Raw genomic sequence first — 13,917 nt, 5'->3', positions numbered from 1 at the left:
AATGCGAGGGCATTGCCTCCAACCATTTCGGTTGGCACTCGGTGTCGATCAGTCCTGCAAGTCAACATGGGTGGGGTCGAGCACGCGCTTGAGGAAATCCTTGGTGCGCGGCTGCTGCGGATTGCCGATGAGGTCCTGAGCCGGACCCTGCTCGACGACGACTCCACCGTCCATGAAGATCACCCGGTCTGCGACCTCCTTGGCGAAGCCCATCTCGTGGGTCACCACCAACATGGTCATGCCGTCCTGGGCCAAATTACGCATGATGGCCAGCACTTCGCCGACCGTTTCCGGATCCAGTGCCGATGTCGGCTCGTCGAAGAGCATCAACGTGGGATCCATGGACAGCGCCCGGGCGATGGCCACGCGCTGCTGTTGGCCACCGGAGAGTTCATCCGGGTAGCGGGCTCCGAACTCGCCCAGCCCGACCTTCGTCAGGTGCTCAAGTGCCGCCGCCGAAGCCGTGGCCTTGGAGCGTTTGAGGACTTTGACCTGGGCGACGGTGCAGTTTTGCAGCACGGTCAGGTGCGGGAACAGGTTGAACTGCTGGAACACCATGCCGACCTTCTGGCGCATTTTATCCAGGTCGACATCGGGATCGGTCGTCTCGAAGCCGCCGACGTGGATGGTGCCCTTGTTGGGCTGTTCCAGCAGGTTCACGCAGCGCAGCAACGTCGATTTGCCCGAGCCGGAGGGCCCAATCAGGCAGACCACCTCACCGGGTTTGACATCAAGGTCGATGCCCTTGAGTACCTCGTTGGATCCATAGGACTTGTGCAACCCGACAATGGAGACGCCGGCGGCCTTGAAGGCCGGCTGCGGGTCGTTTTTTTCATTCATGAGAGGTCCCTGCCTATCGGTTCGCACGTGCGGTGCGGGATTCGAACTTGCGTGCTACCAGGCTCAAGGGGATCGTGATCACCAGGTACATGCCGCCGGCAACGATCAGCGGGGTAATGCCCGCACCGAGGCTGATCACCCCGTCACGGCCGAACTTGGTCAACTCGAACTGCGTAGCCATGGCCCCGAGGATGAAGGCAAGCGAGGAGTCCTTGGTCAGCAGGATGACCTCGTTGGTCAGCGGGGGGAGCACGATCTTGAAGGCCTGGGGGATCACGATAGTGACCATCGCGCGCCAGGCGGGCATGCCCAGCGAACGGGCCGCTTCCATTTGTCCCTTGGGCACAGCCTGCAACCCTGCACGTAGCGTCTCGGCAATATAGGCGGAGGAGACCAGTCCCAGCGCGGTCATGACGACCACCGGTTGTGGCCAGAGGACCCCGGGGAACGCCGTGGGGATGCCAAAGCCGAGGGTGATCAGTACCAGGATTGCCGGGACCCCGCGGAAGAATTCAATGAAACCGGTGGCGAGCCAGCGGTAGGGGGCAAAGGCTGCGGTCTTCATCAAGGCCAGGATCAATCCGAGCGTCAGGCCGAAGGCGAAGGAAATGACCGTGTAGTAAAGGGTGTTCTTCAGGCCGATGGTAATGATGCCGGGGAACATGGGGGCGATCTTCTCGAAGTTGAAGAACGTCTCACCCAGCACTTTCCAGTCGATGCTGATCAGGAATGCCAGGATCGCACCGACGAAGATGACGATTTGAACTATTTTGCTTATCCGGGCTCGTCGACGAGGAGTCATGGCCATGGGGTGTAAGCCTTCCGTGAAAGTGGGCGAGGCCCCGGTTCCGCTTGGGAGCCTGGGCCTCGCCTGGGTAAAAATACTTGTTTATCAGGAAAGGTTAGTTAATGGAACCGAACCAGGTGTCCTTGAACTTGGCCATGGAGCCGTCGCCTTCAAGGCGCTTGAGCGTGCCGTTGATCTTTTCCAAGAGCGCAGTGTTGCCCTTGCCCACCGCGATGCCCAGCTGCTCTCCGGACTTGAAGTCCTGCACGCGCTTGAGCGTCGGTTCGTTCTTGATCGCGTAGCCCAGGATCGACTGGTTGCCCAGTGAAGCCACGGTCTGGCCGGCCTTCAGGGACATGACCTGATCGTTCCCGGTGTCGTATTCGACCGGGACGAGCCCGTTCTCCTTGGCGAAATCTGCACCGGTGGTGGCAGACTGCACGCCGACCTTCTGGCCCTTGGCGGATTCGATATCGGTGATGCCCGAACCTTCCTTGGCCACCAGGGTCAGGTCATCATCCATGTAGGGGGTGGAGAAGTCCATGTTCCCCTTACGCTTCTCCGTAATGGAGACCGAAGAGATGGCCGCATCGCACTGGGTCTTGAAGAGCCCGGACTGGATGGAGTCGAAGCTCGCGACGATGACGTTCAGTTCCACGTCGAGGTCCTTGGCGATTTCCCCGGCGATGTCCATGTCGAATCCGACGTTCTTGCCGTCCTTGTCGACGAATTCGAACGGCTCGTACGGGATGTCGGAGCATACGGTGAACTTTCCGGCATTGATGAGCTTCACCGCGTTCGGGTCTGCCGGAGCGGCCGGGGTGTCGCTGCTGCTGCCGCAGGCGGTCAGGGAAAGCGCGCCGATGGCGGCAATGGCCAGCGTCTTGGCAATGTTACGAGAAATCCGCATGGGGTGATTCGTCCTTCGCGATAGTGAGTCTGAGGCAGACCGGTGGATCAAGCTGATTCTAGCCTGAGTTCCAGCGCAATGAGATATGCATCACAGGCTACACCTGATTACTTATTGTCAACAATTCGCGCCGTAGAGCGGTTATTTGGCCCTTCAGATATTCAGCGCCTCGCGCATTGGTCGCATTTTTGCCCAAGATTCTGCCAATTCGGCCTCCGGAAGCGATGCCGCAACGATGCCACAGCCGGCAAACAGTCGGACCCGGCATGGGGATTCAATGACCCCGCCGCGTAGGGCTATGCCGAATTCGCCATTGCCGGCGGCATCCACCCAGCCGACGGGGCCGGCGTACGGTCCGCGGTCCATGCCCTCGAGCTCGCGAATCACCTCGCCGGCGATCTTCGTGGGGGTTCCGCAGACCGCAGCCGTGGGGTGCAGGACCTCGACGAGGTCCAGTGCGGTGGGCGTCGAGCCGTCGGCGCGCTCGCGCAGTCGGGCCTCGACGTCGGAGGCCAGGTGCCAGACATTGGGTAGCTGCAGGACGAAGGGTTCGGCCGGCGAGTCCATGCCCGAGACCAGCGGCCCGAGTTCCTCGGTCAGAGAGTCGATGGCCAGTTGGTGCTCATGGCGCTGCTTCTCGTCCCCGGAGAGCATCCGGTGTGCGTAGTCCGGGTCGTTTGCCGGGGCCGTCGCCCGGTCCAGGGTCCCGGCGAGCACGCGGGCCCGGGCCACCTGGCCCTTGACTTCGACCAGCATTTCCGGAGTAGTGCCGATCAGCCCATCCACCGAGTAGGTCCAGCAATCGGCATAGCGCAGAGCGAGTTGGCGCAGCACCTGGGCCACGGCGATCGGGGAAGCCAGCTCTGCCACCGCATCTCGGGCCAGCACCAGCTTTGTCAGCCGGCCCGCCTCGATGGCTGCTACGCCCTTGGCAACGGACTCAAGGTAGCCGTCCTCGGACACGGTGCCGGCAACCAGCCGGTCATCGCCACGGGACAATTCGCGTTCCTCGGAGACCTCCTCGAGCAGTTCCGCCAGCCGGGCCTCGGCCGCATTGATGCTCAACTCGGCGAGCGGGTCGGCGGGGGTGTAAGTGATCCAGCTGCGGTCTCCGGTGCGGCCCACGATGATCTCCGGGACGATCATCCGCGAGGCGTAGGTGCTGGTGTAGGAGAACGAGAAGGAGGCAAAGGCCAGCGGACCCGTGCCCGGAAGCTCCATCGGGTTCTCCACCTTGGCGGCGGCGATGACGGAGTTCCACCAGTCGCGGGCCAAGGCAAACCGCTCCGAGCCGGTGGATTCGAAGCGGACGCTTTCGCCGAAGCCGATCATTCCGTCGCCGCGTCGACCCCAGAGGAGGGAATCGTCGCGCACCACGTAATCCAGCAATCCGTGATCGCTCATCGGCGGTCGCTCGACGGTCAGGCTGCGCAACAGGGGGATGGCCGGGGAAGCAACGGCTTCCTGCTGGCCCCGGGGAGGAATTGTCATGATGTTCCAAGCCTACCGCCGCAGCGGGCAAGGGAATCCGCGCACGTGGGCGGGGTCACCCGGCGGGTTCGCCGGGGGCGGTCCAGGACCCGGTCAGCGCGCCCTTTTCCCCTGCGCCCGGAACTTTGCGACAATGGGAGAGTGAGCCGTGCATCGCTGGAAAAGCGCCCCGAAGAAGTCCAAGCCATGTTTGATGGAGTAGCTGCGCGCTACGACCTGACAAACGACATTGCGTCGTTGGGTCAGACCCGCCGCTGGCGTAGGACCGTGGTCGAGGCGGTCGGTGCCCAACGCGGGCAGCGCGTGCTTGACCTGGCCGCCGGAACCGGCACCTCCTCGGAGCCCTACGCCGACGCCGGGATCTCCGTTGTCGCGTGCGACTTCTCCCAGGGCATGCTGGAGGTCGGTAAACGCCGCCGCCCCGATATCGACTTCGTTGCCGGCGACGCGATGAACCTGCCGTTCGCCGACAACACGTTCGATGCCGCAACCATCAGCTTCGGGTTGCGCAACGTCAACGAGCCCAAGGTCGGCCTGGCGGAGATGCTGCGCGTGACCAAGCCCGGCGGCAAGCTCGTGGTGGCCGAGTTCTCGCACCCGACCTTCCCGCCGTTCCGCAAGATCTACACCGAGTACCTGATGCGGGCGCTTCCGGAACTGGCTTCGAAGGTCTCCTCGAACCCCAGTGCCTACGTGTACCTCGCCGAATCGATCCGCGACTGGCCGAACCAGGACGGCCTGGCCGCCTGGATCGCCGAGGCCGGATGGGAAGGCTGCCAGTACCGCAACCTCACCGGCGGAATCGTGGCCGTCCACCGCGCCACCAAACCGCTCTAACGGCGCCGGATCACGGCCAGCCGGACGCCCGCGCGTTTGGGGATAGAGTGATCAGTGTGCTTGAACAGCTGGTCCCATCCGCCAGCGCCCCGGTGCGACGCGCGAGCGGGCACCGGAAACCCGACCGCCCCGACAGATAGTAAGTCTTAGAACAGTGACTGATTCCCAGACCAACTGGACCGCCGCCGGGCATGGTGTCCCCGCATCGCTTGACCTCAATCCCGAGACCTCGGCCCTGGCCGCCGCGATGAGCCTGCCGGCGGGCTTCGCAGCCATCGCCCAGGACCCCGGGTTCGGCCCGGCCATCGCCACCGGCATGGCCAAGGTCGAAAAGCTGTTGCGCGATGCCATCGCTAACTCAGACCCGTTGATCGATGCCACGAGCCGGCACCTAGTCGAGGCCGGGGGCAAGCGCATCCGCCCGTTGCTGGTGGTGCTGGCATCGCTGCTCGGCGAGGGCGTCACCGACGAGGTCATCAAGGCCGCCGCCATCGTGGAGCTCACGCACTTGGCCACGCTCTACCACGACGACGTCATGGACTCGGCCCCGGTGCGCCGCGGCGCCCCCACGGCCCACGAGGTCTGGGGCAACTCGGTGGCCATCCTCACCGGCGACCTGATCTTCGCCCGTGCCTCGATCCTCGGCGCCGAGCTGGGCCCGGAGGCAGTTTCCCTCCAGGCCCGCACGTTCGAGCGCCTGTGCCTGGGCCAGCTGCATGAATCGGTCGGCCCGCGCGAGGGCGACGACCCGGTTCAGCACCACCTGAGCGTCATCGCCGACAAGACTGCATCGCTGCTGGCCGCCTCGGGTGTCTTCGGTGCGATCTTCGGTGCCGCACCGCAGTTCAAGGAGGTCATGCGCGACTACGGCGAGAAGGTCGGAGTGGCCTTCCAGCTCGCTGATGACGTCATTGACGTGACCGGCGCGCAGATCCGTTCGGGCAAGACCCCGGGCACCGACCTGCGCGAGGGTGTTCCGACGCTCCCGATCCTGCTCATGCGCGATGCGGCAGCCGCGGGCGACGCCCATGCGGTAGCCGTACTCGAACTCGTCGATGGTGACCTGACCAGCGACGATGCACTGGCTGAGGCGGTTAAAGCCGTCTCCGGCCACGCGGCCACTGCGGCGGCCTGGGCGGTGGCCCGGCAGTGGGCCGATGACGCGGCCACTGCCCTGGAGCCACTGCCCGAGGGGCCGGTCAAGGCCTCGCTCACGGCGTTCGCCGATGCCGTGGTCACCCGCGAGGTCTAGTCCCGGCATAGGTTTTACTCAAGGATTCCGGGCCGCCGGCGGCCCGGTCATCCCGCCCGCAGGGCGGCCCGTAGTTCGTTGGCCTTGGCGGCTCGGACCTCGACCGGGACACGGTGGCGCAGGTGCCGGTAGAGGTTGTCATCGCCATAGCGCGGGAACACATGCTGGTGGTAGTGCCAAACGTGCTGGTTCCCGGCGGGCTCGTTGTGCTGCCGGGTGGAGGTACCCTCCGGATTCCACGCCCGTTTCATAGCCACGGCGGTAGCGCGGGTGGCCAGCATGATCGCCGTGGCGACATCGTCGGGCAGCCCGTAGAGCGACTCGTGGTGGGCGCGCGGGATCACCATGGCGTGCCCGCCGTAGGGGCCGAAGCCGTCGCAGGCCATGATGACGGCGACCAGTTCGTCGCTGTGGACCAGATCCGTCGGAGCACAGAGGTTTCCCTCGGAAAGTGGGCCGCCGGCCAACAGCTCACAGAACGGGCAGCTGTATCCGGCCGGGGCGTGCGAGGTGAATTCTGGCCCCATCGCGGTCCTAGTTTTCGAGCTCGGGCTCGAGCTCTTCGAAGACCCATGCGAACATGTCGAGCACGTATTCGCTGAAGGTGCCTTCCTCGCTCTTCCAGGTGCCGCGGGCGTTGAGCCGGCGGAAGACCATCGGGTCCGGGACGTCGAGCTGGTCGGCGCGGATGCCCCAGACGTATTCCTCCTCCTCGTCCTCGAGGAACAGGAGGTAGCCGTCTTCGATGGCCAGCTCGTCGGGGTCGAAGAAGTAGTAGTAGGCCTCCATGAGGTCTTCGCAGCCACCCAGGGCCAGGTAGAACTCGCGCAGTACCAGCGGGATGTCGACGCCCGCGGTGTCCAGCTCCTCGGTGAGGATGTCGGCGGGCAGCCCGTCTTCGGGCTGCCACTCGTCCTCGAGATAGCGCGGAACCAGGGATTGGAACTTCTCAAGGAACATATCAGCCATGCAACAAATCCTAGCCGGTGTCCGGGGCCTAGCGGGAGTTTCCTAGCTAATCACTCCGATAGTCATGTCACACCTAGTCAGTGTCGGTTTTTAGTGACCGGAAATGTATGACCTAACTTTTCTTCGGGGCCAGCTTGGCGAGGTTGAAGATTTCGGCAAGGTTGGCGTGGGTGTCGATTTCTTCGGTGAGCATGCGCCGGGCCTTGGGGCGGCCTCCGGTGGAGGGGTAGATCATCACGGTTTCGCCGATGCTGGCCAGTCGTTCGAGCAGTTCTCGTACGGAGTGGTGTTCGCCGGCCTGTTCGACGTCGCGGCGCATGAGGTGGGCGATCTGCAGGGCCAGGACGCAGGTGAAGGTGTGGATGCGGATGTTGTGTTCGGTCCAGTGGTTCATGGGTGAGAACGAGACCACGTGGGGGTCCTTGAGCTGCCGGAACCCGAATTCCGCGTCCGATTGGGACCGGTAGGCGTCGACCACCTCGGCCACCGGCCAGTTCTCGTGGGTGGTGACCAGGATCCTTTTCCCGAACACCTCGTCTTCCAGCTCCTTGCGTGCGGTCTCGTTGACGCTGACGGAGAGCCTGTGGGTGGCCGGTGTGGTGCCGGTGACCTCGCAGAGCAGGACGCGCTGGAGCCAGGAGTCGCGAGTGATCGATTTGATGTGCTCGGCCAGCTCTCCGGTGGTGCGGCGGGCCTTTCCGCGGGCCAGTGTCTCGGCGAGGTCCGCGAGCTTTGCCTGGGCCTTGGCCAGGGTTTGGGCAAAGCCTGCGGCCTGCTTTTGGTGCAGTGTCGGTGAGTGGGTGAGGATCACCCGGCGCTCGGTCCCGTAGACATCCCTACGGGACTCCACTGCGCTGAGCCCCTCGAAGCGTTCCTCCTCCATGATCACGCGGTCCTTGGCCGGTATCTTGAGCAGGTCCGTGACCTGGGAGGGTGGGATGGAGCCGACGAAGGCGAGGTCGGTGTCGGTGACGCGGGTGAAGTTGGAGGCCGAGTTCTGTCCGGCGTCGAACACCACGGTGACTTCCGGGTTACCGGAGATCCCGGCGGTTTCGGCGAGCTTGCGGTGCCGCGCTCCGAGCGCGTCGATCATGAGCGGGAATTGGGTGACGTCGGGTTTGTTTCCCGGGTAGGCGTGGGCGAGCAGCGGGATGCCGCCATCGCGGGTGATGACCAGTCCCAGGCCGACCAGGCGCAGGTCGTTGCGTTTCTGTTTGGCCTTGCCGCGTTGGGCGATCGGCGCTTTCTCGTTGGTGGAGTCGATGTAGGTGGCGAAGTTGGTCATGTCCAGGGCCAGGGCGGAGATGTCCAGGTTGAATTCGGTGATCATCGCCAATGCGATGCGTTCCTCGATCACCGCGAGCTGTTCCAGGGTGACCTTGTGCATGGCGTCCCAGAAGCGCCGGTGGTCCAGCACGGACGCGGGGATCTTGGTGAAGCGGTCCGCCGCGGTGGTTTTCCACCAATCACTGAAGCCGGCCTTGGAGGTGGGTGCCACGACCCGGTTCAGCGCCGCCAGGGACAGGTAGGTGCCTACCGAGGCACCTGCGTCCGTGCGGCGTGGGCCAACGGCCTCGTCGATAATCCCGGCGATGTCCAGGCGTTGCAGGATGCCCCAGACCGCGGCGGAATCCCCGAAGCCCAGGTGCCGCGTTTTCTCTGGCACGGTTGCGGCTTCCTTGGCGTCCAGGAGCTTTTCGATGTCCTTGGCGCTTCCCAGGTACCGCTCGGAAACCATCTTCGGCTTCCCGTCCACCCGCGCCATCTCACGCAGGTACCAGTACACGTTGCCGTTGATCGTTTTCTTGTAGAGCGCCATGTCATAAATCATACTTTAGGTCATACATATTTCGGCAGATGGAAGGCCCCGACACGCCGCTGATTCCGCGGTTTATTTCTTGTCGGGGCCTTCGAAAACGAAATAGCTAGGAAACTCCCGCTAGGTGACGTCGCGGGCCGTGATGGCCAGCCAGAGCTGGACCCGGTCCGCCGTGGTGGTCGGGTCGTATCCCGAGAGCTCACTGACCTGCTGGAGGCGGTAGCGCACCGTATTGCGGTGCAGTCCGAGCTTTTCGGCCACCGCCCCGACGCTGCCGTCCTGTTCCAGATAGCAGCGCAGCGTGAGCAACAACTCGGCCGAGTGGGCCTTGTCGAAGGTCTCCAGCGGTTCCAGCGCCTCGGCTGCCAGGGCGGCCAGCGGCACGTCGCGGGCCGCCAGCAGCAGGGATGTCAGCGAGAGCTTGGAGGGGGTGTTGATGCGCTGGCCGTGACGCAGTGCCTCGAGGGCCTCGAAGAAGCTCCAGCGCAGCCCGTTGGCCTGGGCGTAGCCGCCCCCGAAGCCGACGCGGGCATTGACCCCGGCGCCGTGCACGTATTCGTCCAGCTGCCGCGCTGCCGCCTCGGCGTCCGTGGTGGCCAAGACGATGGCCAACCGGTCCTCGGTGATCCCGGAGATCGGCGCCTCGAAGTGCGGGGGGAGCGGTAGCGTGCGCAGCGCCCGCTCGGAACCGGGGGCCGCCTCGATCAGCAGGACGGCGTGCGGTTCGCTGGGGGTAATGCCCACGCCCTGCAGGCGCAGGGCCGCCTCGGGCCCGGCCAGGGCACCGTGCACCAGGTCCTGGAGCACCTGGCCGGCGACCCTGCGGGTAGATTCGCGCAGCCTCGCCTGGTTGGCCAATTCGAGCCCGATCATGCCCTGGGCGTAGTCGAGCAGCCCGTCGCGCGGATGCTCCAGGGCGATGGCCAACGTGCAGCGGTCCTTGAGCCCGGTGGCGATGGGCACCTCGTGCCACGGCACGTCTCCGGGCTCCGGGCCGTAGACCCGGACGCCGTATTGGCTCAGGGCCACGGGGGCCGCAAGCAGCCGGGAGAGCTCACGCAGCATCAGTTCCAGCCCGCCACCGAGCAGCGCCGATGCCAGTTGCTGGTGCCCGCTGAGCAGGCGCTGGAGCCGGCCGAGGTGGTCGGCGGAAATCGCATCGGCAATCATCTTGGTGATGGCGACGAAGGGCGTCTCGTAGGGAACCTCGAAGACCGGAAGGCCCAGCTCCTCGGCGCGGCGCACCACGGCAGCGGGGACGTTGCCGTGCTGGAGGCCAATCCCGAAGCCCAGGGCCAGGACACCGGCCTCGTGGATGATCTCGACGAAAGAACGCTGGGCCGCCGCAGTGGTCTGGCGCAGCCCGGTGGTGAGTACTATCTCGCCGCCGCTGAGGAACGGGGAGGGGTCGCGCAGTTCGGTGACGGCGGCCCAGGGGATGGGGGAGCCGTCGGCGGCCGAGGTTTCGGTGAGGGCTCGCAGATTCAGCGGCGCGGACCCGAGCAGTCCGGACAGGGTTATGGCCATGCACTAATTCTAGGGACTGCGTTGTGCATTAGTACGGACATTTGCCGTTTCGACGCGATTCCTCTCATGACCGGTGTCACTCACGGGGGTCACCTTACGGTTAAGGTGTATCAATGACCACTCCATCTTCAAACGGGAGCGCCAAAGCGGCCCCCGAGCGCCGGGAGACCTTCTCCTCGCGCAAACTCTTCATTCTCTCGGCCATCGGTTCGGCCGTCGGCCTGGGAAACATCTGGCGTTTCCCCTACGTTGCCTACGAAAACGGCGGCGGCGCGTTCCTGATCCCGTACCTCGTGGCACTGCTGTGCGCGGGTATCCCGCTGCTGTTCCTCGACTACTCGGTCGGCCACCGCGGACGCGGTTCGGCCCCCCTGGCGTACCGCCGGCTCAGCCGTGCCGCCGAGCCGCTGGGCTGGTGGCAGGTGCTGATCTGCTTCATCATCGCCATCTACTACGCGGCGATCATCGCCTGGGCGGCCATGTACGCGTGGTTCTCGATCACCAAGGCCTGGGGCGACGACGCGGGCAAGTTCTTCGGGGACTATCTCAAGACGGCACCCGAAGCAGGCGTCTCGTTCGACTTCGTCTCCGGGGTATTCTTTCCGATGCTCGCCGTCTGGATCATTGCCATCGTGATCATGGTCGCCGGCGTGAACAAGGGCATTTCGCGGGCCAACGCGATCTTCCTGCCACTGCTGGTGGTCATGTTCGTGATCCTGGTCATCCAGGCGGTCCTGCTGCCCGGCGCCATGGAAGGCCTGAACGCCTTCTTCACCCCGAACTGGGAAGCACTGCAGAATCCGGGCGTGTGGGCTGCTGCCTTCGGGCACATCTTCTTCTCGCTCTCGGTGGCCTTCGGCATCATGGTCACCTACTCGTCCTACCTCAAGCGCAAGACCGACCTGACCGGTTCGGGCATGGTCGTCGCCTTTGCCAACTCCGGCTTCGAAATCCTCGCCGGCATCGGCGTCTTCGCCGCGCTCGGCTTCATGGCGGCGGCCTCCGGCCAAGCCGTGTCGGAAGTGGCAGGCGGCGGCATCGGCCTGGCGTTCATCGCCTTCCCGACCATCGTCTCGAATGCGCCGTTCGGTGCCGTGCTGGGCGTGCTGTTCTTCGGCTCTCTGGTCTTCGCGGGCCTGACCTCCCTGGTCTCGATCCTCGAGGTCATCGTCGCCGCGTTCCAGGACAAGCTGGGCTGGAGCCGCAAGTCGGCCACGCTGATCGTCACCATTCCGGTCGCCGTGATCTCGATGCTGCTCTTCCCGACCACCACCGGGCTCTACCTGCTGGATACCTCGGACGCGTTCGTGAACCAGTTCGGCATCCTGGCCTGCGCCCTGGTCACTGTCATCGTGCTCAGCGCAGGCTTGACGGCGCTGCCGAAGCTGCAGAAACACCTGAACCGGACCTCGTCGATCAAGATGGGCACCAAATGGCGCATCCTGGTTGGCGGCATCGCGCCGGTAGCCCTGGGCTACATGCTGATTAATGAGATCCAGACCAAGAGCGCCGAACCATATGAGGGCTACCCCATCTGGTTCAACGGGATCTTCGGCTGGGGCATGGCTGGCGCACTGATCGTTGGCGCCGTGCTGCTTTCGCTGATTCCGTGGAGCGATAAATCCAAGCTCAAGGACCCCGAATACGATGAATTCGAGGCCGCCCTCGCGGCCGAAGACGCAGTAGAGGAGCTGAAGTCATGACCCCGGTTGCCATCACCATGATGATCATTGCCATGGTCACCGTCTGGGGAGGCCTCGGCCTCGCCATGTGGAACCTGTCCCGTCACCCCGAGGATGAGGAACAGCTCCCCGAGGAAATGCCGCACGAGCTTTAGGCCCGCTGCGGTTCCATGGAGCCTCCATTCAAAGCCCCCGTCGACGCGTTGCGTCGGCGGGGGCTTTCGGCATGACCGGGGTTGCTGTGCAACTGCACTGCGACCTGTGGCGGGTGCTGTGCCGATCCCCCTAGCGGGCCCGCCATCGGCGGACATAGTCTGGAGGGGAACATACCCCCTTCATCACCCCTCCGGCGCGGAATCCACGTGCATGCCCCGGCGCCACTGCGCCGGCCGCAGTGCTCCGCCCCCGGGAAAGGAAACCACACCCATGGACATCACGTACCGCCTCGAGCAGAAGCGCAACATCACCGGCGCCTTCCCGGGCCCGAAGTCCGTCGAGCTCTCGGCCCGCCGCGTCGCCGCTGTCGCCACCGGCGTCGCCTCGTCGCTGCCGGTCTACGTCGCCGACGCCGACGGCGGCGTGATTGTCGATGTCGATGGAAACTCCCTGATCGATCTGGGTTCCGGCATTGCCGTGACCAGCGTCGGCGCCTCCAACGCGAAGGTCGCCGCGGCGGTTGCCGCCCAGGCCGCCCGTTTCACCCACACCTGCTTCATGGTCACCCCCTACGAGGGCTATGTGGAGCTGGCCGAGAAGCTGGCCGAGATCACCCCGGGTGACCACGCCAAGAAGGCGGTGTTCTTCAATTCCGGTTCCGAGGCCGTTGAAAACGCCATCAAGGTGGCCCGCGTGGCCACCGGGCGCACTGCAGTTGTCGCCTTCGACCACGCCTACCACGGCCGCACCAACCTCACGATGGGCCTGACCGCCAAGGCAGCCCCGTACAAGCGCGGCTTCGGTCCGCTGGCACCGGAGATCTACCGGATGCCGATGAGCTACCCCTTCCGTGAGGAAAACCCGAACATCTCGGGCAAGGAAGCCGCCGAGCGCGCCATCCTGGCCATGGAGAAGCAGATCGGCGGGGACCAGATCGCCGCGATCATCATCGAACCGATCCAGGGCGAGGGCGGCTTCATCGTTCCGGCGGAGGGCTTCCTTCCGCGCATCGCCGAGTGGGCCAAGGAGCAGGGCATCGTGTTCGTCGCCGACGAGGTCCAGGCCGGCTTCTGCCGTTCCGGCGCCTGGTTCGCCTCCGACATCGAGGGTATCGTCCCGGACATCATTACCGTGGCCAAGGGCATCGCCGGCGGCATGCCGCTCTCGGGCATCGTCGGCCGCGCCGAACTGCTCGACTCGGTTCACCCCGGTGGCCTGGGCGGCACCTACGGAGGCAACCCGGTGGCCGTCGCCGCGGCGCTGGAAACCATCAAGTTCATGGAGGAGCAGGACCTCTCTGCCCGTGCCCGCGAAATCGAGGCGCAGTTCTTCTCCCGCATGACCGCACTGGCCTCCGAGGTCAAGGTCATCGGTGACATCCGCGGTCGCGGTGCCATGGTCGCCATCGAGCTGGTCAAGGCCGGCGGGACCGAGCCGGATGCGGACATCACCAAGAAGATCGCCGCCGACTGCCTGGCCGAGGGCGTACTGATCCTCACCTGCGGCACCTACGGCAACGTCATCCGCCTGCTGCCGCCGCTGGTCATTTCCGACGAGCTGCTGGCCGACGCGTTCGAGGTGCTTGAAGCGGCGGTTCGCAAGAACGCCTAGTCCTGAGGTCCGATTCGGCGGGCAGGGATCTGCGGG

At 65.0% G+C, this 13,917-nt stretch carries 13 protein-coding genes; 5 read left to right on the top strand and 8 right to left on the bottom strand.

The genetic code is table 11. From position 1 onward, the window contains the following. Nucleotides 1-48 precede the first annotated feature (48 nt). The 4 genes from E9229_RS01445 to E9229_RS01430 all read right to left on the bottom strand — a co-directional run bounded on the left by E9229_RS01445 (nucleotide 49) and on the right by E9229_RS01430 (nucleotide 4,028). Entirely contained in the window at nucleotides 49-840 is a 792-nt protein-coding gene (locus tag E9229_RS01445; protein ID WP_183509474.1) for an amino acid ABC transporter ATP-binding protein, read from the bottom strand. Between the two features lie 13 nt (nucleotides 841-853). Next, the gene (locus E9229_RS01440; protein WP_183509473.1) at nucleotides 854-1,648 is read right to left on the bottom strand and encodes an amino acid ABC transporter permease; all 795 of its coding nucleotides are present in this window, start codon (nucleotides 1,646-1,648) and stop codon (nucleotides 854-856) included. A gap of 94 nt (nucleotides 1,649-1,742) precedes the next feature. Then, on the bottom strand, nucleotides 1,743-2,537 hold the full coding sequence (locus E9229_RS01435) for an ABC transporter substrate-binding protein (protein ID WP_183509472.1): 795 nt from the start codon (nucleotides 2,535-2,537) through the stop codon (nucleotides 1,743-1,745). A gap of 153 nt (nucleotides 2,538-2,690) precedes the next feature. Further along, on the bottom strand, nucleotides 2,691-4,028 hold the full coding sequence (locus E9229_RS01430) for an isochorismate synthase (RefSeq protein ID WP_183509471.1): 1,338 nt from the start codon (nucleotides 4,026-4,028) through the stop codon (nucleotides 2,691-2,693). 141 nt (nucleotides 4,029-4,169) lie between these two features. Between E9229_RS01430 and E9229_RS01425 the strand changes: the two genes are divergently transcribed. Together E9229_RS01425 and E9229_RS01420 are read left to right on the top strand one after the other, a co-directional pair. Then, a complete protein-coding gene (locus E9229_RS01425; RefSeq protein WP_183509470.1) occupies nucleotides 4,170-4,865 on the top strand; it encodes a demethylmenaquinone methyltransferase in 696 nt (231 codons plus the stop codon). Between the two features lie 154 nt (nucleotides 4,866-5,019). After that, a complete protein-coding gene (locus E9229_RS01420) occupies nucleotides 5,020-6,117 on the top strand; it encodes a polyprenyl synthetase family protein (RefSeq protein ID WP_183509469.1) in 1,098 nt (365 codons plus the stop codon). Between the two features lie 47 nt (nucleotides 6,118-6,164). On the opposite strand, the gene E9229_RS01415 is transcribed toward E9229_RS01420, so the two are convergent. The 4 genes from E9229_RS01415 to E9229_RS01400 form a co-directional block, all read right to left on the bottom strand. After that, nucleotides 6,165-6,644 (bottom strand): HIT family protein, encoded by a 480-nt coding sequence (locus E9229_RS01415; protein ID WP_183509468.1) that lies wholly within the window; start codon nucleotides 6,642-6,644, stop codon nucleotides 6,165-6,167. Between the two features lie 7 nt (nucleotides 6,645-6,651). Beyond that, nucleotides 6,652-7,086 carry a hypothetical protein gene (locus E9229_RS01410; RefSeq protein WP_183509467.1) on the bottom strand — a complete coding sequence of 145 codons (435 nt, stop codon included), beginning with the start codon at nucleotides 7,084-7,086 and terminating at the stop codon, nucleotides 6,652-6,654. Between the two features lie 112 nt (nucleotides 7,087-7,198). Then, on the bottom strand, nucleotides 7,199-8,905 hold the full coding sequence (locus tag E9229_RS01405) for an IS1634 family transposase (RefSeq protein WP_183511802.1): 1,707 nt from the start codon (nucleotides 8,903-8,905) through the stop codon (nucleotides 7,199-7,201). Nucleotides 8,906-9,025: 120 nt separating this feature from the next. Further along, nucleotides 9,026-10,432, bottom strand: a complete 1,407-nt coding sequence (locus E9229_RS01400; RefSeq protein ID WP_183509466.1) for a PucR family transcriptional regulator — start codon at nucleotides 10,430-10,432, stop codon at nucleotides 9,026-9,028. Nucleotides 10,433-10,545: 113 nt separating this feature from the next. Between E9229_RS01400 and E9229_RS01395 the strand changes: the two genes are divergently transcribed. The 3 genes from E9229_RS01395 (at nucleotide 10,546) to gabT (ending at nucleotide 13,881) form a co-directional block, all read left to right on the top strand. Continuing rightward, a complete protein-coding gene (locus E9229_RS01395; protein WP_183509464.1) occupies nucleotides 10,546-12,135 on the top strand; it encodes a sodium-dependent transporter in 1,590 nt (529 codons plus the stop codon). Then, nucleotides 12,132-12,269, top strand: coding sequence for a methionine/alanine import family NSS transporter small subunit (locus E9229_RS01390; RefSeq protein ID WP_183509463.1), 138 nt, complete (start codon nucleotides 12,132-12,134; stop codon nucleotides 12,267-12,269). Before E9229_RS01395 ends, E9229_RS01390 begins: the two co-directional genes overlap by 4 nt. A gap of 271 nt (nucleotides 12,270-12,540) precedes the next feature. Next, entirely contained in the window at nucleotides 12,541-13,881 is a 1,341-nt protein-coding gene (gabT, locus tag E9229_RS01385; protein ID WP_183509462.1) for a 4-aminobutyrate--2-oxoglutarate transaminase, read from the top strand. Nucleotides 13,882-13,917 lie beyond the last annotated feature (36 nt).

Origin of the sequence: Paeniglutamicibacter cryotolerans (assembly GCF_014190875.1) — a bacterium.
GTDB lineage: Bacteria > Actinomycetota > Actinomycetes > Actinomycetales > Micrococcaceae > Paeniglutamicibacter > Paeniglutamicibacter cryotolerans.
The sequence above is the reverse complement of the archived record's forward strand: the minus strand, read 5'-3'. Positions and strand labels throughout refer to the sequence as shown.